Annotated in this window: 19 protein-coding genes; 7 read left to right on the top strand and 12 right to left on the bottom strand. The window is 40.2% G+C overall.

Annotation, left to right across the window (positions count from 1 at the left end):
* Window positions 1-361 precede the first annotated feature (361 nt).
* The 5 genes from DW125_RS13835 to DW125_RS13815 all read right to left on the bottom strand — a co-directional run bounded on the left by DW125_RS13835 (window position 362) and on the right by DW125_RS13815 (window position 6659).
* The gene (locus tag DW125_RS13835; RefSeq protein WP_117538520.1) at window positions 362-1513 is read right to left on the bottom strand and encodes a retron St85 family RNA-directed DNA polymerase; all 1152 of its coding nucleotides are present in this window, start codon (window positions 1511-1513) and stop codon (window positions 362-364) included.
* A gap of 297 nt (window positions 1514-1810) precedes the next feature.
* Complete coding sequence (locus tag DW125_RS13830) at window positions 1811-2563, bottom strand: retron St85 family effector protein (protein ID WP_117538519.1); 753 nt, start codon at window positions 2561-2563, stop codon at window positions 1811-1813.
* Window positions 2564-2599: 36 nt separating this feature from the next.
* Window positions 2600-4372, bottom strand: coding sequence for a 23S rRNA (uracil(1939)-C(5))-methyltransferase RlmD (gene rlmD, locus DW125_RS13825; RefSeq protein WP_117538518.1), 1773 nt, complete (start codon window positions 4370-4372; stop codon window positions 2600-2602).
* A 54-nt stretch (window positions 4373-4426) separates the two neighbouring features.
* Complete coding sequence (locus DW125_RS13820) at window positions 4427-5368, bottom strand: 3'-5' exoribonuclease YhaM family protein (protein ID WP_021860263.1); 942 nt, start codon at window positions 5366-5368, stop codon at window positions 4427-4429.
* Between the two features lie 19 nt (window positions 5369-5387).
* Complete coding sequence (locus DW125_RS13815; RefSeq protein WP_117538517.1) at window positions 5388-6659, bottom strand: S1C family serine protease; 1272 nt, start codon at window positions 6657-6659, stop codon at window positions 5388-5390.
* Between the two features lie 117 nt (window positions 6660-6776).
* Here DW125_RS13815 and DW125_RS13810 point away from each other — a divergent pair, with 117 nt between their 5' ends.
* From DW125_RS13810 to DW125_RS13800, 3 genes are read left to right on the top strand one after another with little or no spacing between them, the layout of a single operon-like run.
* The gene (locus DW125_RS13810; RefSeq protein WP_117538516.1) at window positions 6777-9152 is read left to right on the top strand and encodes an endonuclease MutS2; all 2376 of its coding nucleotides are present in this window, start codon (window positions 6777-6779) and stop codon (window positions 9150-9152) included.
* A gap of 30 nt (window positions 9153-9182) precedes the next feature.
* The gene (locus DW125_RS13805; RefSeq protein WP_021860266.1) at window positions 9183-9887 is read left to right on the top strand and encodes a response regulator transcription factor; all 705 of its coding nucleotides are present in this window, start codon (window positions 9183-9185) and stop codon (window positions 9885-9887) included.
* A 23-nt stretch (window positions 9888-9910) separates the two neighbouring features.
* The gene (locus tag DW125_RS13800) at window positions 9911-11332 is read left to right on the top strand and encodes a HAMP domain-containing sensor histidine kinase (protein WP_117538515.1); all 1422 of its coding nucleotides are present in this window, start codon (window positions 9911-9913) and stop codon (window positions 11330-11332) included.
* Window positions 11333-11413: 81 nt separating this feature from the next.
* Here the strand turns inward: DW125_RS13800 and DW125_RS13795 are convergent, their stop codons facing one another.
* Window positions 11414-12190: an SDR family oxidoreductase gene (locus DW125_RS13795; RefSeq protein ID WP_021860268.1), complete on the bottom strand. Its 777-nt coding sequence runs from the start codon at window positions 12188-12190 to the stop codon at window positions 11414-11416.
* Window positions 12191-12532: 342 nt separating this feature from the next.
* Here DW125_RS13795 and DW125_RS13790 point away from each other — a divergent pair, with 342 nt between their 5' ends.
* Window positions 12533-13693 (top strand): ROK family transcriptional regulator, encoded by a 1161-nt coding sequence (locus DW125_RS13790; protein WP_117538514.1) that lies wholly within the window; start codon window positions 12533-12535, stop codon window positions 13691-13693.
* A gap of 534 nt (window positions 13694-14227) precedes the next feature.
* On the opposite strand, the gene DW125_RS14060 is transcribed toward DW125_RS13790, so the two are convergent.
* Complete coding sequence (locus DW125_RS14060; protein WP_021860271.1) at window positions 14228-14392, bottom strand: hypothetical protein; 165 nt, start codon at window positions 14390-14392, stop codon at window positions 14228-14230.
* A 13-nt stretch (window positions 14393-14405) separates the two neighbouring features.
* Window positions 14406-15260, bottom strand: a complete 855-nt coding sequence (locus DW125_RS13785) for a hypothetical protein (protein WP_117538513.1) — start codon at window positions 15258-15260, stop codon at window positions 14406-14408.
* Window positions 15261-15434: 174 nt separating this feature from the next.
* Between DW125_RS13785 and DW125_RS13780 the strand changes: the two genes are divergently transcribed.
* From DW125_RS13780 to DW125_RS13770, 3 genes are all read left to right on the top strand, one after another.
* The gene (locus DW125_RS13780; protein WP_242993006.1) at window positions 15435-15830 is read left to right on the top strand and encodes a BlaI/MecI/CopY family transcriptional regulator; all 396 of its coding nucleotides are present in this window, start codon (window positions 15435-15437) and stop codon (window positions 15828-15830) included.
* A gap of 157 nt (window positions 15831-15987) precedes the next feature.
* Window positions 15988-16953 (top strand): M56 family metallopeptidase, encoded by a 966-nt coding sequence (locus DW125_RS13775; RefSeq protein ID WP_158549933.1) that lies wholly within the window; start codon window positions 15988-15990, stop codon window positions 16951-16953.
* Window positions 16954-16957: 4 nt separating this feature from the next.
* Window positions 16958-17203: a hypothetical protein gene (locus tag DW125_RS13770; protein WP_117538510.1), complete on the top strand. Its 246-nt coding sequence runs from the start codon at window positions 16958-16960 to the stop codon at window positions 17201-17203.
* Between the two features lie 82 nt (window positions 17204-17285).
* On the opposite strand, the gene DW125_RS13765 is transcribed toward DW125_RS13770, so the two are convergent.
* The 4 genes from DW125_RS13765 to DW125_RS13750 all read right to left on the bottom strand — a co-directional run bounded on the left by DW125_RS13765 (window position 17286) and on the right by DW125_RS13750 (window position 21951).
* A complete protein-coding gene (locus tag DW125_RS13765) occupies window positions 17286-18713 on the bottom strand; it encodes a rhodanese-like domain-containing protein (protein ID WP_117538509.1) in 1428 nt (475 codons plus the stop codon).
* Between the two features lie 263 nt (window positions 18714-18976).
* Window positions 18977-19705, bottom strand: a complete 729-nt coding sequence (locus DW125_RS13760) for a hypothetical protein (protein WP_117538508.1) — start codon at window positions 19703-19705, stop codon at window positions 18977-18979.
* Between the two features lie 282 nt (window positions 19706-19987).
* Window positions 19988-21463, bottom strand: a complete 1476-nt coding sequence (locus tag DW125_RS13755) for a hypothetical protein (RefSeq protein ID WP_117538507.1) — start codon at window positions 21461-21463, stop codon at window positions 19988-19990.
* Entirely contained in the window at window positions 21460-21951 is a 492-nt protein-coding gene (locus DW125_RS13750; RefSeq protein ID WP_117538506.1) for an RNA polymerase sigma factor, read from the bottom strand. Before DW125_RS13750 ends, DW125_RS13755 begins: the two co-directional genes overlap by 4 nt.
* Window positions 21952-21993: the final 42 nt, after the last annotated feature.

Here is a 21993-nt window from a genome sequence, read left to right as displayed (position 1 = left end):
GAAACTAACTGCCACGTCCTACTTTTGAATTAATGTGTTTTGCTCATCTCTATTAACTCCATTATATTTGAAAGCGGTTGAAAGGACAAATCTGCAAAAAGGGGCAAAAAAATAAACGTACCACTATTTCTAATGATACGCTTATCGTATTTAACTGTTAATCAAGGTCTATGAATTCCCTTACAGTGGTATCTCTCCACTGATTTTTCCTTACATACTGTCCGTTAGCCTTTCGATAGGCTGCTGCCTGCTCGAAACTAAGCCGCAATTCAAAGGAAAGAGAACTCCTACCTATTTGCGATAGCTGCCTGTGCAACTGTTAATAAATACAATCGCAAAATAATTCTACCACTATTTTCTCTTAAAATGTTTCTTCTAAATCCGTTATATCTTCCTTTTCATTTAATAAACCATTTGAAATTAAATATTCCTCATGTTCATAATATATCATATCATAAAAATCATCTGCATCTTTTAATTCAACAAAATCTGTTGCTCGTTTTTCTATCATATCTGGTAGTTCTTTATATATTTTGTTACTGTTATATGCTTTTACGACATCTGGAAATAGGCAAAGTGTCGATTCAGATAATTTTTGTAAATAACTTATACATTTGTTCTTATAATTCTTTTCTATAGAATCTACATAAGCTACATAACCACGTATTTTATCATTCATAGTGTAATCACCAGTGGCTACTTCATAATGTATCATTGCACGTATACTTTTTTTGATTTCTTTGGGAGCCTTTAATAAACTATCATTTATCGTTACACCTAATACTACCTTATGACTTTTAGGTGTCATGAAAACAGTTTTCTTTTGATTTAAACAAAAGCCCTCATCTTCGACTATCTTTTTAACCATGCCGTATATTTTTCTTAATAATTCTCTATCATCACAAGAAAATGTCAAATCATCAGCATACCTTGTATATACAATATTTCTTTTATTGCAATACCCTGCTATCCTCAAATCTAATTTTCTACAAATCAAATTAGCAAGATACGGCGATGTAACAGCTCCTTGTGGCAATTCATCATCAACAACACATATGTTTGTTAGTAAATTTGATACATCAGCATTATATCCTATATTTGCAAAAGCATAATACACTTTCTCTCGCTTAATCGAAGGATAAAAATCCTTTAAGTCTAATTTAAATACATATAAATTGTTTTTATGTTTTTCCGCACAATACACCAATGGAGAGCCTTTTCGGTCTCCTTTCGTAAATCCATATGAATATTGTGATGCTTTTATCTTATATAAGATATTTTCCAAAACCCATCTTTGAACTATCTTTAACGATAGGGACGGCGCATTAATCTTTCTTTTATCACCATCTTTTTTTTCAATAAAAAAAGTTTTGTATCTTCCTTCAGCATCCTGTTTTGTTAACCAATAAACAAGTTTTCCACTTAAACTTAATTCCTTAACCAAATCATCAAAACAAGTCAACATTGGAAGTCCTAAAGACTCAATAACTGTTTTATTACTATACTTTTTCATAAAATTAGCACCACTTCCTTACCTTAAATCTCTTTGTCTCCAATCAATGGAGGAAGTTCACTGTCGTGGAGTTTCTCCATTGATTGGAGTAACTCTGTGTTTGTTAATTTTCTTAGGAAGACGAACCATCTTCCGTAAACAGATATGTATCTGTAACGTTCTAAGAAAGCAGTGCTAATAATATTGACTATATATAATTTTCAATCTTATTTTATCAATAGTCCTCGTCCTATTTTCTAAAGAAACATATGATAAAAGAAGATTAGCAAAACCATATCCTTTATCTGTAAGCTTATATTAGATTACTTTCCCAGCGGACTCTTCTTTTTTAATCAAGCCTTCTTTAAACAATCTTTTTATTGCAGATGAATAAATAATATCAAATTCTTCTATATTGTACTTCATTTTATATAAATCCTTTAGAATTGCTACCAACGTCTTTACATTTAATTCTTGATAGAAGTACAACAATAAAATTATAAAATAATATTGACCAGAAATCAAGTTTAAGTCTTTGAGTTTTGGTTCTTTCCTTTTATACCCTAAATACCAAAATCTGTTTCTCAAATACTTTTTAATCTTTTCTACGGCTTCATCAATATTGTTATTGAAATAAATTACGTTATTTTTATTTTTCATTCTGACATACTCTACAGGTCCTTGCCTAATAAAACTTTTGGCATTTTTATATTTTGTTTGCAATAAAACTACTACTTTTTCTAACGTCTCACTATTATTAACAAATGCTCCTAATTCTGTGAACGAACCGGGGCTTTCGCAAACAATCAAGATTATGTCGCTGTTGCTTGCCAAAAACTTTTCTAATGTTAGTAAATCATATTTCTTTCTATTAAGCATCTCCATAAACATATCTTCGGGATATAATATCGATAAATTGGCATTATCTTCTAATTTGCCCCTGATAATATCTCTATAAGAAGTTTTTTCTTTTATACTTGCTGCACCGCATAAAAATAGGTCAATGTTCCCGTGCTGTATGTTGCAAAATATTTCATTATATATTTCATTCACTATATCGAAATTTTCCATCAACAAATTTCCCCTCCTTTCGTAGAAAAATACTGTTTATTTAATAACTTCAAAATGCTGCAACGCATCCTTTATCGCTTCCACTTTCTCCGCTGTCGGATGCTTCCTCGGCTGTTTCAATTCTTCTACCGCATTAGGAGCATCGTACATCGGCAAGCCCAAATCTCTTTTTACCTCTGCAATATATACGGTATGTACTTTGAAGCCGTATTTAGCTTCTATGTACTCCTTTATCATTTTGTAGGTCACTCGCTCTTTGGGCTTGTATGTTTCGGCTCTTTTAGCGATGTTATCAAGCGGAACTTTTCCCTCACCCTCGCCAAACTCAACTTTTACGTTGATATGTCCGTCTGGCTTTTTGTGGGAAAGCAGAACTACGCTCTCAACATGCACCGTATGAGGGAACTGATCCACCGCGCGCACCTTCGCAAGCTCGTAGCCTTTCTCGCGCAGGAACTTCACATCCCTTGCGAGTGTTGCGCTGTCGCAGCTGACATACACAACACGCTCCGGCTGCATGTCAACAATCGTCTGAAGCAGCGATTCCTCGCAGCCTTTGCGCGGCGGATCGACAACAATCACATCTGCGTGTGCTTTCTCACCATTGTGCATCTTCGCATATTCTTTATAATACTCCGGCAGAACTTCCTCGGCTTTTCCGACATAAAATTCTGCATTTTTAATTCCGTTAATCTTAGCATTATTTTTCGCATCATCAATCGCCTGCGGCACGATCTCCACACCGTACACCTGCTTTGCCTTCTGAGCAAGGAACAGGGAAATTGTTCCGATTCCGCAGTACAGATCCCACACCGTTTCCTCACCGGTCAGGTCTGCATAATCCAACGCCAGCTCATATACTTTCTCTGTCTGCACCGGATTCACCTGATAAAATGACAGTGGTGAAATCTGATACTTTACATTTCCAATATAGTCTGTGATAAATGTCTGTCCCCACAGAAGTTTAATCTTATCTCCCATAATAACATTCGTCTTTGCGCGATTCACATTAACAGTAATACTTGTCATTCCCGGAATTTTTCGCAGACGCTCCACAAGAACTTCTGCGTGCGGCAGTTTTTCTCCATTTAAGATCAGACAGACCATAATCTCATCGGTTTTGAAACCGTAACGAATCAACACATGGCGCACAAGACCGGTATGCTTTTCTTCATTATAAGATAGAATCTTGTATTCTTCCATAAATGCAAGAATACACTCCAGAATCTCTTTATTTACCGGAACACCAAGAATGCAGTCTGTATTTGAAATAATATTGTGCGTTCTTCCGGCATAAAATCCGGCAATCACATGTCCTTCTTTATCTGTGCCGATTGGAAACTGTGCCTTATTCCTGTAACAGAACGGCTGATAGTCCGCTGCACCTGCCTTTTCAGTACCCGCAGCAGCCGCAACTTCTGCGGTTTCGCCGCGTTCCATCCCAACAACCGGCTCCATGATCTCATCTAAAAGCTCCGCTGGCACACCACCGATCCGTTCCAGATTGCCGCACACTTTTCCCTCTTTAAATGCAAGCTGCGCCGAATATTTCATTTCCTGAATCTGACAGCCACCACATTTTCTCGCCATCGGACATGCCGGTGTCTTCACTCTCGCCTCGGACGACGTCAGGATCTTCTGTAATCTCGCATAGCCATAGTGCTTCTTCGCTTTCATGACTTTCGCTTCGATCACATCTCCGATCATGGCATCTTTAATAAAGAGGGTATAGCCATCAACTTTGCCTATGCCCTCTCCATTTACGCCGATATCTTCAATTGTAACTGTTACAACATTGTTTTTTTGCATATCTTTCTCCACTTAAATTGAATCTTATCGCTGCATCTTTGTAATTTTATTTTCCTACACAATCGTCTTTCTCAGATTGGATTCAAATAACCGGTTGTATCCAAGCCAGTCATTGTTCTTCTTGTCTTTGAAAAGTTCCGTCAGTGTCTGCATCTTCGCATCGGTTGCATCTGCGAAATTCAGTGCCAGTGCCTCTGCCAGCGCAGGTTTCTTCGGTGAACCATACTCTAATTCTCCATGATGCGCAACGATACAGTGCTTTAATTCACTTGCCAGCTGCTCCGGAAATCCCGGAATACTTCTGACTGCATCAGAGATCATCTCCACACCGATCACGATATGTCCAAGCAGCTGTCCATCATCTGTATAATCGTTTGTCGGGAACGGTGACAATTCTTTTGTCTTTCCGATATCGTGACAAATGGCTGCAGCATATAGCAGATCTTTGTTGAGAATCGGATATGCACTCACCATGTATTCGCACATTTTCACGACACTTAATGTATGTTCCAGAAGTCCTCCGGCAAATCCATGATGAACGGTCTTTGCTGCAGAATGTCCGACAAATGTCTTGATAAATGCTTCATCATTTACAAAATAATACTCTACCGCCTGACGCAGATAGTCATTATCGATCTTCTTCACATATCCGATCAGTTCTTCAAACATACTGTCTGTGCTTTTCTCGGTTGTCGGCATGTAGTCTGCTGCCACATACTCATCTTCATACGCCTTACGGATCTGACGGATATTGAGCTGCAGATTGTTATTATAACTGATCACATCGCCAAATACTTCGATAAAATCCATCTCATCATAGTCTGCGATTCCATTAGAATTCGGATCCCAGACCTTTCCGTCCAGTGTTCCTGTCTTATCCTGCAGGATCAGATTGTCATATGGCTTCCCGTTTCTTGTCTCTGCGCTTCTTTTTCCTTTGCACAGATAAATATTCCGGATGGTTTCGCCTTCTACTAATGTGTTGATATATCTCATATTTTATAGCCTCTTTCTATTATTTATTTCCCACTGTAGCATTAAAATGCACAGCAACATACTGATCTTTCGCACCGCGTCTGTAACCTTTGATCAACAAATGTGTGCCTTCTTTTTCTTCCATCAAAAGTTCATGATACTGTTCAAAATTCTCTATATCTGTTCCTCCTATCGCAGTCAGCACATCCCCGCTCTGGATACCGGCACGCATCGCCGGAGAATCTGCTTCTACTTTATCTACATAGATTCCTCTTGGAATCCTGCGATCTTCCGCTATATTCTCGGACACATCCGTTGCATGGATTCCGATGTACGGAACGCTCTCTCCGTTCGCCAGAAACTGCATAACATCTTTGATGTCTGAAATCGCATATGCATGCATCAGCTCTTCTTTCGCATCTTCGCCTGCCGCATCACAGATAATTCCAATCACTTCTTCCTGCCGGTTAAACATAATACCACTGCCTCCCGTAAATCCGGCAAGCTCTGCTCCCAGAATATGATATGTACCATCAGCCCGCTCTGCTTTCTCGGTACTGGATCTCAGCACACCATATCCCACTGCATCTCCCTGCCCGAAAAGCATACCAAGCAATACGGTGGTATCACCCTTCTTCACCTCATAGGAACTGCCAAGCGCTGCAAGCCGGATACTCTTTGCCGTCTTTTCTTCCAGCTGTGATTCCTTCACTGCGTAAATCGTCAGTTCTAGGTTCGCATCGCTCTTCTTCTCTGTAACCTGATATTTTTTTCCATCACAGAATGTTGCCTGGATCTGCTGTGTTTCTCCCACTTCCATCGTCGGTCCCAGGATCAGAAGTTCCTGCCCGTTGTCTGCGATCAGGACACCGGATACCGACTGGCTCTCACTGACAAACTCTTTATTGCCAATCGTTGCACCCGTCAGTACAAGAAGCGATACTACACTTCTCTTTCCTTTCTTCGCAACATCACTTAATGACTTCACAGACTTGCTGTAATTATCTTTCTTCTGTCCGTTTCCATCTTTCCCGGATCTGTCTGCTTCATTTTCTGCAGTCTGCTTCGTGTCTCTTGGAATCGTCACTTCATCCGGATTGCCGGATATTCTGCTCTCTACCCATGGTTTAAACACACTAAAAGTAAAGCAGGCAACCAGTCCGATAAAAATTCCCACGCCTATCTTACGCAGGATTCTCTTCTTCCGCTTTCCTGTGCCACCCACTTCATCTTTGATGACTTCCTGTAAAAAAGAATACTCCGGAGTCTCGTTCATTTCTGATTCTTCTTGCTGTCTTTTTTGCTCATCCATAGGTCCTCGCGTCTCCTTCGCAATCCTTTTTCTAGTATAGCGTATCACCTGCAAATGTTCAATATTTATCCTTTTCTTTATCCTGCAAATAAGGTAGAATATATCCAGGTGAGAATTATGAATAAGAAAACATTAGCAAAACTGGAATATAACAAAATTATCGAACAATTAATAGAACATGCCTCTTCTTTCAGTGGAAAAGAACTGTGCAGAAGACTGAAACCGATGACAGACATTTCTGCCATCAGGAACGCGCAGGATGAGACTGCGGCCGCTTTTACAAGGATCGTGAAGAAGGGACGCCCGTCTTTTAGCGGCTGCAATCCGGTCAACGATTCCATCCGCCGACTAGAGATCGGCGGCGTGCTCGGAAGCGGGGAACTTCTCCGCATCTGCAAATTATTAGAGACCGCCGGTCGTGCAAGAGCTTATGGCAGACATGACAATGCCGATGAGATGGAAGATTGTCTGGACGGCTATTTTGAACAGCTCAATCCGGTAACCATTCTGGTAAATGAGATCCGCCGCTGCGTTATCGACGAGGATGAAATCAGTGACGATGCCAGTCCGGGATTAAAACATGTCCGCCGGGCAATGAACCAGATCAATGACAAAGTACACGCCACTCTTTCCAATATGGTAAATGGATCTCTCCGCACTTATTTACAGGATCCGATCATTACGATGCGTGGCGACCGCTATTGCATCCCGGTCAAAGCTGAGTACCGCAGCCAGGTTTCCGGTATGATCCACGATCAGTCTGCAACCGGTTCTACACTTTTCATTGAACCAATGGCTGTCGTAAAACTGAATAACGATTTAAAAGAATTATATGGGCAGGAGCAGGAAGAAATTCAGAAGGTTCTGGCACGTCTGAGTGCAGACGCTGCCGAATATACAACGGAAATCCACACCTGTTATACAATCCTGCGTCAGCTTGATTTTATTTTCGCAAAGGGTGCACTTGCACTTGATATGAATGCGAGCCAGCCGATTTTTAACACGGAAGGAAGAATCCACATCCGAGAAGGAAGACATCCCCTTTTAGATAAGAAGAATGTCGTTCCGATCACGCTTACATTGGGGGATACATTTGATCTCCTCATTGTCACCGGACCGAATACCGGTGGTAAGACGGTTTCGCTTAAGACCGTTGGACTTTTTACTCTGATGGGACAGGCAGGGCTTCACATTCCGGCACTGGACCGTTCCGAGCTTGCCGTATTTCACGATGTATATGCCGATATCGGAGACGAGCAGAGCATTGAGCAGAGTCTCAGTACATTCTCTTCTCATATGACAAATATCGTTTCCTTTTTGAAACAGGTAGACGAACACTCTCTCGTTCTTTTTGATGAGCTGGGTGCCGGAACTGATCCGACCGAAGGTGCAGCACTTGCGACTTCTATTTTGAATCATCTTCACAGCCGCAGCATCCGCACGATGGCAACAACGCATTACAGCGAACTGAAAGTCTATGCACTGTCTACGCCGGGCGTGGAAAATGCGTCCTGTGAGTTCGACGTTGAGACGCTCCGCCCGACTTACCGGCTTCTGATCGGCATTCCTGGAAAGAGTAACGCTTTTGCTATCGCTTCCAGACTGGGGATTCCGGATTACATCATCGAAGATGCGAAGACACATCTGACAGAACAGGATGAATCTTTCGAGGACATTCTGACAGATCTGGAAACGAGCCGTAAAACATTGGACAAAGAGCGCGAGACGATCGCTGCTTACAAGCGTGAGATCGAACGTCTGAAAATGGAAACCTCCCAGAAGCAGGAGAAGTTAGAAGCCCAGAGAGACCGTATTTTACGTGAGGCAAATGAAAAAGCACATGCTATTCTGGAAGATGCCAAAGAGACTGCCGATGAGACAATGCGAAATTTCCACAAATTCGGCAAGGCGAATATTTCTGCCGCCGAGATGGAGAAAGAACGTGAACGTCTCCGCAAGAAGATGGCGAAAACCCGTTCCGGCATGACACCAGAACCAGCGAAACCGAAGAAACAATACAAACCGTCAGATTTCAAACTTGGCGAATCGGTTAAGGTTCTGAGCATGAATCTTACCGGTTCGGTTGTATCTCTTCCGGATGCAAAGGGCAATCTGGATGTACAGATGGGAATTTTACGCTCCAAAGTAAACATTTCCGATTTGGAGATCATCGACGAGAAGCCGAACTATCTCCAGAAGACAGCGAAGCGTACCGGCAAAGGCAAGATCAAGATGAACAAATCACTTACCGTTGCTACTGAGATCAATTTACTCGGTAAGACAGTCGATGAAGCGGTTGCTGAACTAGACAAATATCTGGATGACGCAAGCCTTGCACATTTAAGCTCTGTCCGCATTGTCCACGGAAAAGGAACCGGTGCACTGCGCCAGGGCATCCACAAATACCTGAAGCGCCAAAAACATGTCAAATCCTTCCGGCTCGGTGCTTTCGGAGAAGGTGACGCCGGAGTTACAATCGCAGAACTCAGATAGAACACTGCGAACGAAGGGAGACTATTTTATATGGTAAATAAACAGAAAATTTTAATCGTAGACGATGATGAAAATATCGCCGAACTGATTTCCTTATATTTAACAAAAGAATGTTTTGACACGATGATGGTCCATGACGGTGAAGAAGCACTTGTCGCATTTGACACTTACCAGCCGAATCTGATGCTTCTGGATCTCATGCTTCCGGGCATTGACGGCTATCAGGTCTGCCGTGAGATCCGTGCAAGATCGAACACACCGATCATTATGCTGTCTGCCAAAGGCGAGGTTTTTGACAAAGTACTTGGGCTGGAAATGGGCGCTGATGATTATATTATGAAACCATTTGATTCCAAAGAAATGGTTGCCCGTGTAAAAGCTGTTCTCCGTCGCTACCAACCGGGGCAGAAGATGGAATCTCCGGTGGAAGACAAAAGTAAGCGTGTCGAATATCCGGGCATTTCCATTAACCTTACCAACTATTCGGTTATTGTGGATGGTCAGACTGTCGATATGCCGCCAAAGGAACTGGAACTTCTCTATTTCCTTGCTGCTTCTCCGAATCAGGTGTTCACAAGAGAGCAGCTTCTGGATCAGATCTGGGGATATGAATACATTGGCGATACCCGTACAGTAGACGTACATATCAAACGTCTCCGCGAGAAGATCAAAGATCATGCTACATGGGGACTTGCTACCGTCTGGGGTATTGGTTACAAATTTGAAGTAAAATAAGAAATAAACCACAGAGGCACTACATGAAAAGTACATTATATTTGAAATTTGTTATTGTATATATCATTTTCGGTTTCCTGAGCCTTTTTACGATCGCAACGCTCGGCTCTGGCTTAATCAGTGATCCGCTGACAGCCAGCACCGGTTCTTCCGTTCATCAGGAAGCGAATATCATTGCAACGAATTACCTGCCGCAATATTTTTATGGAAATATTACGCTCAACGATGTTCATCTGCAACTGTCCGGTATCGAATCGCATCTGAATGCTGCATGCTGGTTTGTTGACCGCAACGGCAAAGTGCTGACCTCGGCATCCTCCGGTGATTTTCCTTCCGCTCCGACCAGAATTGCGAACTTTGATCCGGCAGAAATTGGCAATAACCAATATGAGGTCAGTGATTACCACGGTTACTTTAATGAAGATGTACTCACGGTCATTGCACCGGTGAACAGTAACTATACTTCTCAGGGATATTTGATCATCCACAAAGACTTGAGCAGTGTTTCCGAGACACAGCATTATCTTCTGAATGCAGCTTATACGTGCTTTCTCGTCATCTATATTCTGTCCTTTATGATTCTGCTGGCGTTCCAGTTTTTCGTTTACCGGCCGCTCAGCAAGATCACGGAAGCCGCCAAGCAGTATGCTTCCGGCAATCTGGATTACGAGATACCTGTCAATACCGAAGACGAGATGGGATACCTTTCCGCATCCCTCAACTATATGTCTTCCCAGCTCCGGGATATGGAAGACTACCAGAAGAAATTTGTTGCAAATGTCTCCCATGATTTTCGTTCTCCGCTGACTTCCATCAAAGGCTATGTGGAAGCGATGGCAGATGGTACGATCCCGCCGGAATTACAGGGAAAATATCTGAAAATCATTTTATTTGAGACAGAACGTCTGACGGATCTGACACACGATCTTCTGACATTGAATGAATTTGATACGGAACATCTTCTGTTAGATAAAGTGTCATTCGATATTCATGAGATAATCAAAAACGTAGCCGCATCCTTTGAAGGGCGCTGCACCCAGAAAAAGATTTCGATTGAACTTCTTTTCGCAACCAAACATCTCTATATCTTTGCAGACAAAAGGAAGATCCAACAGGTTCTTTATAATCTGATCGATAATGCGATCAAATTCAGTGATCAGGATTCTTCCATTACGATCGAGACAACCGAGCGTGGCGATAAAGTTTACACATCTGTCAAGGATTACGGTATCGGTATTCCGCGAAATGCACTGAATAAGATCTGGGAACGTTTTTACAAAACGGATCTTTCCCGTGGCAAAGATAAGAAAGGAACCGGACTCGGTCTTGCCATCGTCAAAGAAGCCATACAGGCTCATGGAGAAAATATCAACGTTATCAGCACAGAAGGTGTCGGAACAGAATTTATCTTCTCCCTGCCGAAATCATCTGAAACGAGCAAATAGGCAGAGAAACTGACTTATAAAAACAAGTCAATTTCTCTGCTATTTGTGCCACTCATATCTGTATTCTCCTATATTCTATGTTTAGAAACATGTAAATGCTCCGTCGATCACGAAATCAGATCCTGTTGTAAATGTGCTTGTATCACCTGCCAGATATACGCAGATGGATTCCAGTTCTTCCGGTTTTCCCATTCTTCCAAGCGGTGCCATCTCGTTCCATTTCTCGATCAGCGGAATCAGTGTCGGAGAGTTCAGTGTCAGTTCTGTGCCGATATATCCAGGGCTGATACAGTTCACACGCACACCACGTTTAGCCCACTCGATCGCGAGAGATTTTGTCAACTGGATCACACCTGCTTTAGATGCATTGTATGCACACTGTGGCTGTGGGACATTAACAATATGTGCAGACATGGATGCAGTATTTATGATAGATCCGCCGCCGTGAGCCAGCATATATTTTCCTGCTGCGATATCTGTTAAGAAAATACCGTTCAGGTTGATGTTAATAACCTTTGACCACTGCTCATAAGTCATCTCTTCCGCCGGAGCGTTGATGCAGATACCTGCGTTGTTATGACAGAAATCCAGTCCGCCAAGTTCCTTTACAACTGTCTCTACCATCTCGTCAACCTGCTCTTTGTTCGTGCAGTCTGTCTGGATCGCAATGACTTTTCTTCCTGTCTTCTCAGCCAGTTCTGCCGCTGTCTTCTTTGCTTCCTCGATATCAAGGTCAACGATTGCCACATCAGCTCCTGCCTCTGCAAATGCAGTTGCGGTACATTTACCAATTCCTCTTGCTGCTCCTGTTACAAAACCTTTCTTTCCATCCAGTCTCATTTTCTCAATAATTCCCATGATGATTCCTCCTAATTTATAGTGTGTTTTTACGTTTTGAATCATTTTATAATTTTATTTTATAAAATCATTTTATATAATGTATTTACAGAATAGCCTATTTAAAGTAAATATACAATACTGTAAACTTCACAATCTTTTACCCTCGAATTTGTGAAACACTTACGATCTCAATCTGTCTCTGGACGATTGTACTTTTATTATGTATACTTATCTTATATCTTTTTATTAATTGATTTTGTAAAATAGCTGCGTAGCTGCGAAAGAACACATTTATGTGTATTTTGCGAATTGCTGGGGTAAAAGGTTTTAAACAGTTGCAGATGAATAGGGGACTAGATTATGGATTTTTTCACACTTACAGATATAAAATTAAAGAATTTGTCGGACGTGTACTCATTTATTTACCAGCATCCGTCCTGCCCGAAGCAGATGATCGCAAATGAGCTTGGCATCAGCCTGCCAACGGTATCACAGCATCTGAATACACTTCTGGATGCTTCTCTTATTAAGACATGCGGAAGGCTGGATTCCACGGTCGGACGCCGTGCGGTTGCCTATCAGGTAGAAGCGCTTGCGCGTATTGCGATCGGGATCGAACTGCTGCCGCACCGGGCGACGATTGTTGCACTTAATTTATATGGAAAGGTGATTGCACGCGAGAAGATTTTTCTGGATTTCGAACCGACAGATGATTATTTCATCTCTTTAAAAGATGCTGTACAGAACTTCATGAACACTAATCACTACGAAGAAGAAAAAGTACTTGGCATCGGACTTGGTGTACAGGGACTGATTTCCCCGGATGGAGAAAGTTTTACTTATGGTGAGATCTTAAACAGTACCGGACTGCGTCTGGATACTTTTGCAAATGCATTTCGTTTTCCATGCAAACTCATTCACGATGCGGAATGTGCCTGCTACAGCGAGTTATGGGAGCGGCGTTCTCTGACTGATGCTATTTACATTTCTCTTGGGCAGCATCTGGGCGGCGCCGTGCTGATTGACGGAAAACTGCAGGTTGGCGCCACAGGAAAAAGTGGTACTTTCGAGCATATGACACTCGTTCCGGATGGACTTACCTGTTACTGTGGCAAGAAAGGCTGCGCCGAATGTTACTGTTCCGGACACGCTCTATTAGGCTCCGATGCCGATGACATTCACCAGGAGCTGGATCAATTTTTTGAGAAAAAAGCAGCCGGGAATACCAACTGCCTGACTCGTCTGGATCACTATCTTTCAGACGTTGCCGTGCTGATCAACAACCTGCATATGGTTTTGGAAACACCGGTCATTCTAGGCGGACACATTGCGTCTTATTTCACAGATGAAGATCTCGACCTGATCCGCGAAAAGGTAGCCGCGCGCTCCACATTCGACAGCAATGTTACTTACATTCTCTCCGGCAAATGCAAAAAAGACGCCGTAGCAATCGGCGCCGCAGTTCCATATATTCAGAGTTTCACCGAGCAGTTTGTCGCTCATTTGAGGCAGGATATTTAAGTGGACTCCCGATAGACGGTTAGTCCGCATACTTATGATTACAAAAGTAACCGCTTAGTTTGTCAGACTGGGGCGGTTATTTTTGTGGTTTATGATTATCCTTGCCGAATGTGTATCCAGCACAAAAGCAGGTGATGCCAAAGCTCACAACTGCAACTATTTTATATGATTAACTATATACAGCAAAAACGGCGTTAAATATCCAAGAAGCATGAAAGCTCCCCCTCCTATGAAGAATCCGATTCCTCCTGTTATAAGTGCTATACAAAAAAGTATTAATCCCGGTTTTAACATATACACGTACCTCCGATTCTTCTTCATACCTTAGTTTCCCCAGCGCATACTCCGCTTATAACCTCTACATATATAGTAACCACAAAACTTCCCATTTTGTGACATAAAATGGGAAGTTTTGTGATTTTTGTGCATTTTATATAATTATGGAAATGTGCTGTTTCTTGCCAGGTTAATCCCAGCAAGGATCAAAAGCACTGCTAACGTGATAACCAATTAAATTATAAATATAGCACATTTTTATTTCAGATGATTTCCCAAATACACAATTGACGGTGCCAAGAAACCAATAATTGCGCCTCCCATCAATGCTGCATCTGTTAATTCTCCACCCGGGAGTCCTACTACAAGCATTCCAATACCAGCAGTAAAAATCGATACCACTAGCAATAACCATCCTTTCATTTTCTTCACCTCTTTATTTTTGAACTACCTTTTTATATGCTTCATCTCCACTTCTGCATACCAATTTCGGAGCAAAACTAATTGACGCACCTCCTCCGAACGATACTGACGGAGTTGGCGCAGCTGATACAACTATATGACCATAATTTGACGCAATACCTACCTGTGTTACCTTTTTTCCAATACTCCATGATGTTGTAATGCTGCCAGCCATAGCTACATTTTTATATCTTTTTTTATCTGTATCCCAGTTTTTTCCCATTGTAATTCGTGTAAATACACCTCTTCCAGCATCTTTAGTTTTTACAATTGCATTCTGAGAAGTTACCCCCTGGTCTTTATGTCCGTATTTATAATATTTAACCGTAGCACTTGAAGAATCCTTTGTAAAATTTTCACTGGTTGTCGTAGCCGCAATATCTGTTACTAATGCCGCTGGTTCCTTGCTCCATGACCATGTCATTTTTGTTTTTAAATCCGTTTGATCTTTTTTAGGTGTAAATTTTAAACAGCTTATCGTATACGTCACTTTTCCATAGTGTTCTTTTCCTTTCAATGGTTTTTTCAGTGCTATAATATCCGCTTCTGTAAACCCATTATTTTTCAATTCAACATTTGATGCTTTTTGAGCCGCTTTAAGCATATCGTATTCTGATACTTCTCTTGTATATGTATTTGCAGCAGCTTTAGCCGCGCTAAATACAATATCTTCATCAGATTCATTGTCACATATTTCGTTATCGTTTTCAAGCACTTCTTGATTATCTGATTCCTGTGCATATACCGTTGTGGAATTTACAGATGCTCCAAACACTAATGCCCCTGTCAATACGCCAATTAATGCTAACGATACAATTCTTTTCTTCATAACATTTTCTCCTTTTGTCTTTATTTTTCGGATCCGTTTTTGTTTTGTTTACAGTATCATTATTTTTTTAATTTGTCAATAAATTATTATTTTATATTTTTATTACTTTTTACCTATAGACTTAATTTCTCTTTTGCGTTATAGTATGAACAGGCAACAACTTAGGAGGACGACATGATGAAAAAATTTAAAAAGCAAAAGCTTACTAAAAAGCAACTGGAAATCATGAAGATCTTATGGAACAGTCCAACCCCTATGATTGCCTCTGATATTGAAAAGAGTAATCCTTCTTTGAACATCAATACCATACAGGCTTGTCTGCGGGCACTGATGAAAGCAGAATATATCAAAGTCGCAGATATTGTATATAGCGGAACCGTATTGACACGAAGCTATACACCATGTGTTTCAAAAGAAGAATATTTCAATGAATCATTCAGAGACATTGTTGGATCTTCCCCCTTCGCTCTCTTCGCTTCATTGATAGACGCGGAGACGGACGCCGAAGAATTAGAGCAATTAGAACAGTTAATTGCTAAGAAAAAAGAAGAACTGAAAAAGGAGCAATAAGCAATTTATGGAACTTTCTCTCGGACCATTTCTTACTTGTCTGACGACAAGTATGATTTTAACCGTGTATTTTTATTATGTTTTATATAGGAAAAAGACATTTTTTGCACAGGGAAAACGCTTTGTATTTATTGGAATCATATTGATTCTTCTGCGCATGGCAGTTCCCTTGAATTTTCCTTTTACTTACACACTTCGATCAGAACATATTTTGCCAACGTTAATCGGATTTCTATATGATACCACACCATTTCATGGATGGAGTATTTTAGATATCCTATATCGCATTGTTTTTATTGGTGCTGTTATTCAATTAATCCGGCTATTGATCAGCAAGATAAGATTGAATAACTATATAAAGGGATTTGAAGTAAAAGACACTGCCGAGTATCATCACTTATATGAACTGGCATCGCACTATACAACTGACAATATCCGCATTGCCGTGCTGCCGGATACTATTTCTCCGGCTATTACCGGACTTTGCACACCAACATTACTATTACCGGATATTTCTTTTACCGACACAGAACTGGAATATGTTTTCAAACACGAACTCATGCATTATAAAAAACATGATCTATGGATCACGTTACTGGTAGATGTCGTCTGCTGTATTCACTGGTGGAATCCATTGATCTATCTTCTAAAAAAAGAGTATACACTCTTTATGGAAGTTTCCAACGATCAGGCAATCCTGCAGAACAGCAGCCGAAAAGAACATATCCAATATGCCAATTTAATTGTGTCCACTGCAAAGACTGTACATTACAGGCAATGTGCACACCATGCATTATCCATGAACTTTGTTGGAAAGAGTCCATCTAATTTGCGAACACGAATCAAATTTATCACAACAGATTTTACTGATGAAAAACGAAAAAATATATCCCGAATTTTTCAGTCAGCATTTATCACTATATTGTTGATATTTTCTTTTGTATTCGTGACAGAGTTAGTTTTCCCAGATCCCGAAGGCGTTATGGCTATCACTTCAGAAAATGCTTACTTCATCCATCCCAAACATTCTTCAAATTATGATTTATATGTAGATGGAAAATATTTAACAACTTTAGATCATATCCCTGAGGAAATGACCGATTTTCAGATAAAGGAGCAATAAATATATGAAAAAAAGAGTCAAATTAATTCCAGTTTATCTATTAGTATTTAGCTTATTTGCACCATGTACTACGCAGGCTTCCACAAATATTACTCATTCCACTTATACGGCAACGCCTCAGAAAATCTCTATCTCTCCAAGACGTGGTGATGTTATCGAGTGGAGATATAAAACAGTAAATGGTGTTCTGTACAAGCGGAAATACAATAAAACGACTCATAAATGGATTGGCAAGTGGGTTAAGGCTTAGTAACTTCAATTCATCCTATTTTCAAAGACAGCTCCCCGATACACTACTGTACCGGGGAGCTGTTTAAAATTGCTTATTCATTTTATTTACTCATACCGCCGTCAAGTACTACGATCTGATTTGCTGCTACTCCGTAACCAAGCATTTTCTGATATGCTTCTGCTACGTCTTCGCCTTGTCCATCTCCGACAAGTACGAATACAGAGGTCTTTCCGGCTTTCTGCACTTCTTCTTTCAATGCACTTCCGTCATTTTCTTTTACAGATGCTGACACAGCTCCGTCGATATGACCTGCATCGTAATCTGCTTTTACACGAACATCCAGTACGTTACAGATCTTGATCTCTCCTGTCATTGCTGTTGTAAGTTGACTCTTTGTCATAGTCTGCACTGCTTCTCCTGTTTTCAATGTTCCCATTCCGATAAGATACTGTGGCGCTTCATATGGATTCTTTGCCATGGATGACCATTCCGGATCCATAGACCACTGTCCGCTTTCCAAGATATAGATGTCATCATTGTTGATTCCCATCAGACTTCTTGCGACTTTTACTCCAATTTGTGCAATTTCGCCACCATAATAGCAGATAAATACATGTTTTTTACCGTTTTCATTGGACAAGCCCACTTTCTTCAGATTCTCTACACATTGATCAGCTGCAAGGTAATCGTATTCATCAGACATCATCGGGGCACCAAGTGCGCTGATCACATGTGCTTTTGTATAAGAACCCATGTCCAGTCCGCTCTTATCTATGTTCTGGCGCACGTCGATCAATTCGTATTCGCTGTTACCGGATGCAAGTGACGTAAGTACATCTTTCGCTGTAACATACTGATATGCGCTGGATTTTACAGTAACCTGACACTCTTTTTTCTGGTCTTCTCCAGATACACTGATCACTGCTTTTCCTTCTCCTACCGGTGTGATCACACCATTTTCTACAGTTGCAACTGCTTCATCGGAAGACTCCCATGTCAGCTTGTCTGTATCGATTCCACTTGCTGTTACTGTCGCTGTATAGCCATCTTTTACATACAATGTCACTTCAGATTTATCAATTTTTAATTCCGGTTTCTCGTCAATCGGCGGTTTCGGCTCATCCGGTTTTGATGGCTTCTTCACCAGTTTCTTTGTCTTAAATGTCTTTGCCTTACTATATTTGCTGTACTTCTTGCCATTCAGACTGCGTACTTTTACAGAATACTTTGTATTTCCTTTCAGATTCTTTAATGTGACCGCTGTCTTTTTGGTTGTCACTTTCTTCCAGCTCTTTTTGCTCTTTGCTTTGTAAGCAACGCGGTATTTCTTCGCATTTTTTGCTTTCTTCCATTTTACTTTCACGGTTGCTGTCTTCGTGTTGCTGGTGCTCTTGTAGACTTTCACTGTCTTAGCCTTTACTGCTGCCGGTTTCTTCGCTGCTGCCTCACTGACATTTGGCAATAACATAGACAATGCTACTGCTATCATCAGTCCAAACATCAGCACTCGTTTTGCTTGATTTTTCAATACTTTTTCCTTCCTTTCCTTCTGGTTATAATGTTATTTTGCGCCAATAGTTCTTAGCTCCATTCTACAAAAGGTGTGGTTGGAAAACAAATTCGAAATTAATATAAGTATTATAGATAACTTATATAAAAAAAGTGTCGCAGTAACGATTTTTTTAATCGGTACTACGACACTATCTTTTCTAAAACATCTATTGCATCCGAAAGAAGTTGCCAGTGGCAGGTTTTGTGGGTGCTTCTTCACTTTATTTACTCATACCACCATCACAGCAGTCCTGTTTTCTCTTGAAATTCTTCCAGGGAGTCCGCTCTCGCGGCGACTTTCAACCAGCTTGTTAAAACCTGCAAATCTTTTTCTGATTCAATCCGGGTTTGAAGTGCTTCCGGTATATCGCCAAACTCCTGTAAGAGTTCCAGTAGAGAATCACGTATTCCAACAGCTTTGCCTTCACGCAGTCCAGCCGCTTCGCCATCTGCATATTCTTCCATGCGTATTAACCTTTCCCGCTTTTCCCATGTGTAATCCAGATGTGTCATTTTCTTTACTTCATCCTTTCTTCTCCTGAAAAAATCTTCCAATACATGATAATCTATACAATCATGTATCGCACTGTCAACTGCCTCTTCCAGATTCATTTGCTGTCTTTGATTCTCTCTTACTTTTTCCACAAAGTATGTATATCCCTCCAGCACTGTTGATTTCTTTTTCAACTTCTGATTATTTTCCGGATTGATATTATAAACCTTGCAGATGATCTCTATCTGTGGTTCCTGTGCTTTGTGGTAAAAAGAATCCGACAATCTCATTTCTTCGTATTCTGGTTTCTTTTGCATCCCATTATAAAATACAATAAAGTGCGGTGTCGGTATCTGTATTTGCCTTCTGCTGAATAAATCTTTGTCATTATCTTTCAACCAGTCTTCCAGCGCATTTTCTTTGCTTTCCATTAACATGGAAAACACATCGCTTTTGTACTCTCTGTTTTTTCTCATGAATTTCTCCCTTCTTTGATTATGAGTCCTTCACAAGAAATTTGTGCGGTCTTTTAAGTACCTCAAGGACTCCTGCTGCTATTAGTGAAATTTAAAAGCATGAATTCCTTTCAGATACTTTAGATATGAATAAGACACGCTTCAAAAGCGCAAAAGAAAAAGATGCTTTTATAGGAGTTTAGCACTATCAAAGCATCTTTTCAACTTATTTCACAACTTTTGTATGCAAATTTTATTATCAAAAAGAATGAATATATCATTTGTGCGGCAACCCCATCCGTCTTATTTCAGATTTTGCGGATCCCGTCCAAACGCTTTATAATATACAAATTTCTGCTGATTTTGTTTCACATATTCTTTTAATGTTTCAACTACACCACTCTCGACATCCATGTCCAATGTTTTTTGAACTGCCACATCATCTTTTCCATATATTTGTTCCAAGTCTTTCCGGTAATAGCCTCCACCTCTTGGACAGATAATTTTCTCCACTTTATAGCCATCTTTTGTTTCTTTTAGATATGCAACCGCTCTGTTTCCATCCGCATCTGACTCGTATAATGTCTTACCTGAAGTCACAAAGCCATACCAGTAAAATGTACCAATTATTTTAACCGTATCACCCTGCTTTTTTATACCTGTAATTTGAATAATCGGAAGCACCAATTCATATTGCTTTTCAGGCAATGTAGATTCTATATTCTTTCCATGATATACACTTCCTGCATATACTTTTGGATTTTCGTAAAAGCAGTTAATCAATGCCTGTTTCACTGAATTTTTATCCGCTACATAATATTTTGGATAGTTTTTCTCCTCTGCATCAGATTCTATAGCAAAAACATAAAGTTTATCTTTTGTTATTTTTTTTGTATTCTGGTTTTGTCGATATATATACATCTGATACTTTGATGTACCGGCATTCTTTTTCAATACCAGGCAAGAGTTCTGGATTCCCCCATTTTTTACTTTCGTTCTCAAACATTTTTCACTGTAAATCTTTCCTTCAAATATTTTTTCTGCATTTGAAAATTGCTCCCAGGTTGTTTTATATCTTTGTGATTTCTTTCTTTGTTTTTCCAGATTTTCTGTAACTTTTTTTGTCTCGACCGGCGACAGCGAAGAAATTTCCTTCTTCTTTAAATTTCCCTTACACATACCAAGATCATAGCGATAATATTTTCCATATGGCTTCCCTTCTTGGCAATTGTAAATATACAAATTATCTCCATCAACAATAAATCTTGTCTTTAATGTTTCTGTACCGAAGAAATTACTTTGAATTTTATCAAGATCTATCGTCCCTTCTACCCGTCCTCTCTCCTGATCATAAATAACGACGCCAAATGTCCCTGCAAAAATAATTCTTTCTTTCGTATCTTCCAGAAGTTCCGGTGCGTAAGCAGTATCTACTTTCACATGATAGTCCGTCATCTTCTGCACTACATGCTGACTGTCTTTATCCACTTTCCAGAAATTTGCAAGAACCTCCATCATTTTTCCACCATTCATCCTGTCAATGGCTCCTAAAATTCCGACTGCAAGCACCAAAAATGCTGCCGCTTTTAGAAAAACCTTCCTGTAATATCCTTTTTCCTTTGTTCTTTTCCTATTTTCCGATTTTATCATCCGTCCCACTGTTGGTTCATCTATCTGTTTTTCTATTTTATTCCATATATCTTCCTGCACCTGCGCTGAAGGCTCTAACAGCAAAAATGCTTTTTTTATCTGATTCTTATTCATCTGCCCATACTTCATATTTCTTCCTCCTTTCTCGTTTCTAACATCATTTTTAACTGTTTTCTTGCTGCTGATAATCTGGATTGTATCGTGCTTTCTTTTATTCCGGTCATAGCACTGATTTCCTTTACTGAATATTCTTCATAGTAATAAAAATACAATACTTCCCTATACTTTTCCGGAAGCTTTTGAACCTTTTCCAACAAGCAATATTCTTCTTTTTGTTCCTGTGGAATTTGTTGCAAATCCGGCTCGCGATCTGCTCTTCTTTTAAACCAACCACTCTTTAATATATCCAGGCATGTATGTTTTGTTGTACGAAGAAGCCACGCACGAATGTGTACTTCATTTGCAAATTCCGGCTCCTTCTCCCACATTTTCAAAAATATATCCTGAACCGCATCCCCTGCATCACTCTTATTTTTCAGGTACAACATACACAACCGATATACCATGCCATTATATTCTTCATACATACGATAGAATTTGTCTTTCGTCCATTCCAATATCTTTCCACCTCCTTTTTGTTTTCACTTTATATACGAATG

The sequence above is a fragment of the Dorea sp. AM10-31 genome (genome assembly GCF_003435815.1).
In the GTDB taxonomy this organism is placed as follows: Bacteria; Bacillota; Clostridia; order Lachnospirales; family Lachnospiraceae; genus Dorea_D; species Dorea_D hominis.
This window is presented reverse-complemented; position numbering and strand designations above follow the sequence as displayed.

What these genes read in the sequence shown, in the direction of transcription:
- DW125_RS13810 (WP_117538516.1), top strand. Translation starts at nt 6,777, where the DNA reads ATGAATAAGAAAACATTAGCAAAACTGGAATATAACAAAATTATCGAA.
- DW125_RS13835 (WP_117538520.1), bottom strand. Translation starts at nt 1,513, where the DNA reads ATGAAAAAGTATAGTAATAAAACAGTTATTGAGTCTTTAGGACTTCCA.
- DW125_RS13830 (WP_117538519.1), bottom strand. Translation starts at nt 2,563, where the DNA reads ATGGAAAATTTCGATATAGTGAATGAAATATATAATGAAATATTTTGC.
- DW125_RS13785 (WP_117538513.1), bottom strand. Translation starts at nt 15,260, where the DNA reads ATGAAGAAAAGAATTGTATCGTTAGCATTAATTGGCGTATTGACAGGG.
- DW125_RS13795 (WP_021860268.1), bottom strand. Translation starts at nt 12,190, where the DNA reads ATGGGAATTATTGAGAAAATGAGACTGGATGGAAAGAAAGGTTTTGTA.
- DW125_RS13790 (WP_117538514.1), top strand. Translation starts at nt 12,533, where the DNA reads ATGGATTTTTTCACACTTACAGATATAAAATTAAAGAATTTGTCGGAC.
- DW125_RS13770 (WP_117538510.1), top strand. Translation starts at nt 16,958, where the DNA reads ATGAAAAAAAGAGTCAAATTAATTCCAGTTTATCTATTAGTATTTAGC.
- DW125_RS13815 (WP_117538517.1), bottom strand. Translation starts at nt 6,659, where the DNA reads ATGGATGAGCAAAAAAGACAGCAAGAAGAATCAGAAATGAACGAGACT.
- DW125_RS13820 (WP_021860263.1), bottom strand. Translation starts at nt 5,368, where the DNA reads ATGAGATATATCAACACATTAGTAGAAGGCGAAACCATCCGGAATATT.
- DW125_RS13805 (WP_021860266.1), top strand. Translation starts at nt 9,183, where the DNA reads ATGGTAAATAAACAGAAAATTTTAATCGTAGACGATGATGAAAATATC.
- rlmD (WP_117538518.1), bottom strand. Translation starts at nt 4,372, where the DNA reads ATGCAAAAAAACAATGTTGTAACAGTTACAATTGAAGATATCGGCGTA.
- DW125_RS14060 (WP_021860271.1), bottom strand. Translation starts at nt 14,392, where the DNA reads ATGAAAGGATGGTTATTGCTAGTGGTATCGATTTTTACTGCTGGTATT.
- DW125_RS13760 (WP_117538508.1), bottom strand. Translation starts at nt 19,705, where the DNA reads ATGAGAAAAAACAGAGAGTACAAAAGCGATGTGTTTTCCATGTTAATG.
- DW125_RS13775 (WP_158549933.1), top strand. Translation starts at nt 15,988, where the DNA reads ATGGCAGTTCCCTTGAATTTTCCTTTTACTTACACACTTCGATCAGAA.
- DW125_RS13780 (WP_242993006.1), top strand. Translation starts at nt 15,435, where the DNA reads ATGATGAAAAAATTTAAAAAGCAAAAGCTTACTAAAAAGCAACTGGAA.
- DW125_RS13800 (WP_117538515.1), top strand. Translation starts at nt 9,911, where the DNA reads ATGAAAAGTACATTATATTTGAAATTTGTTATTGTATATATCATTTTC.
- DW125_RS13755 (WP_117538507.1), bottom strand. Translation starts at nt 21,463, where the DNA reads ATGAAGTATGGGCAGATGAATAAGAATCAGATAAAAAAAGCATTTTTG.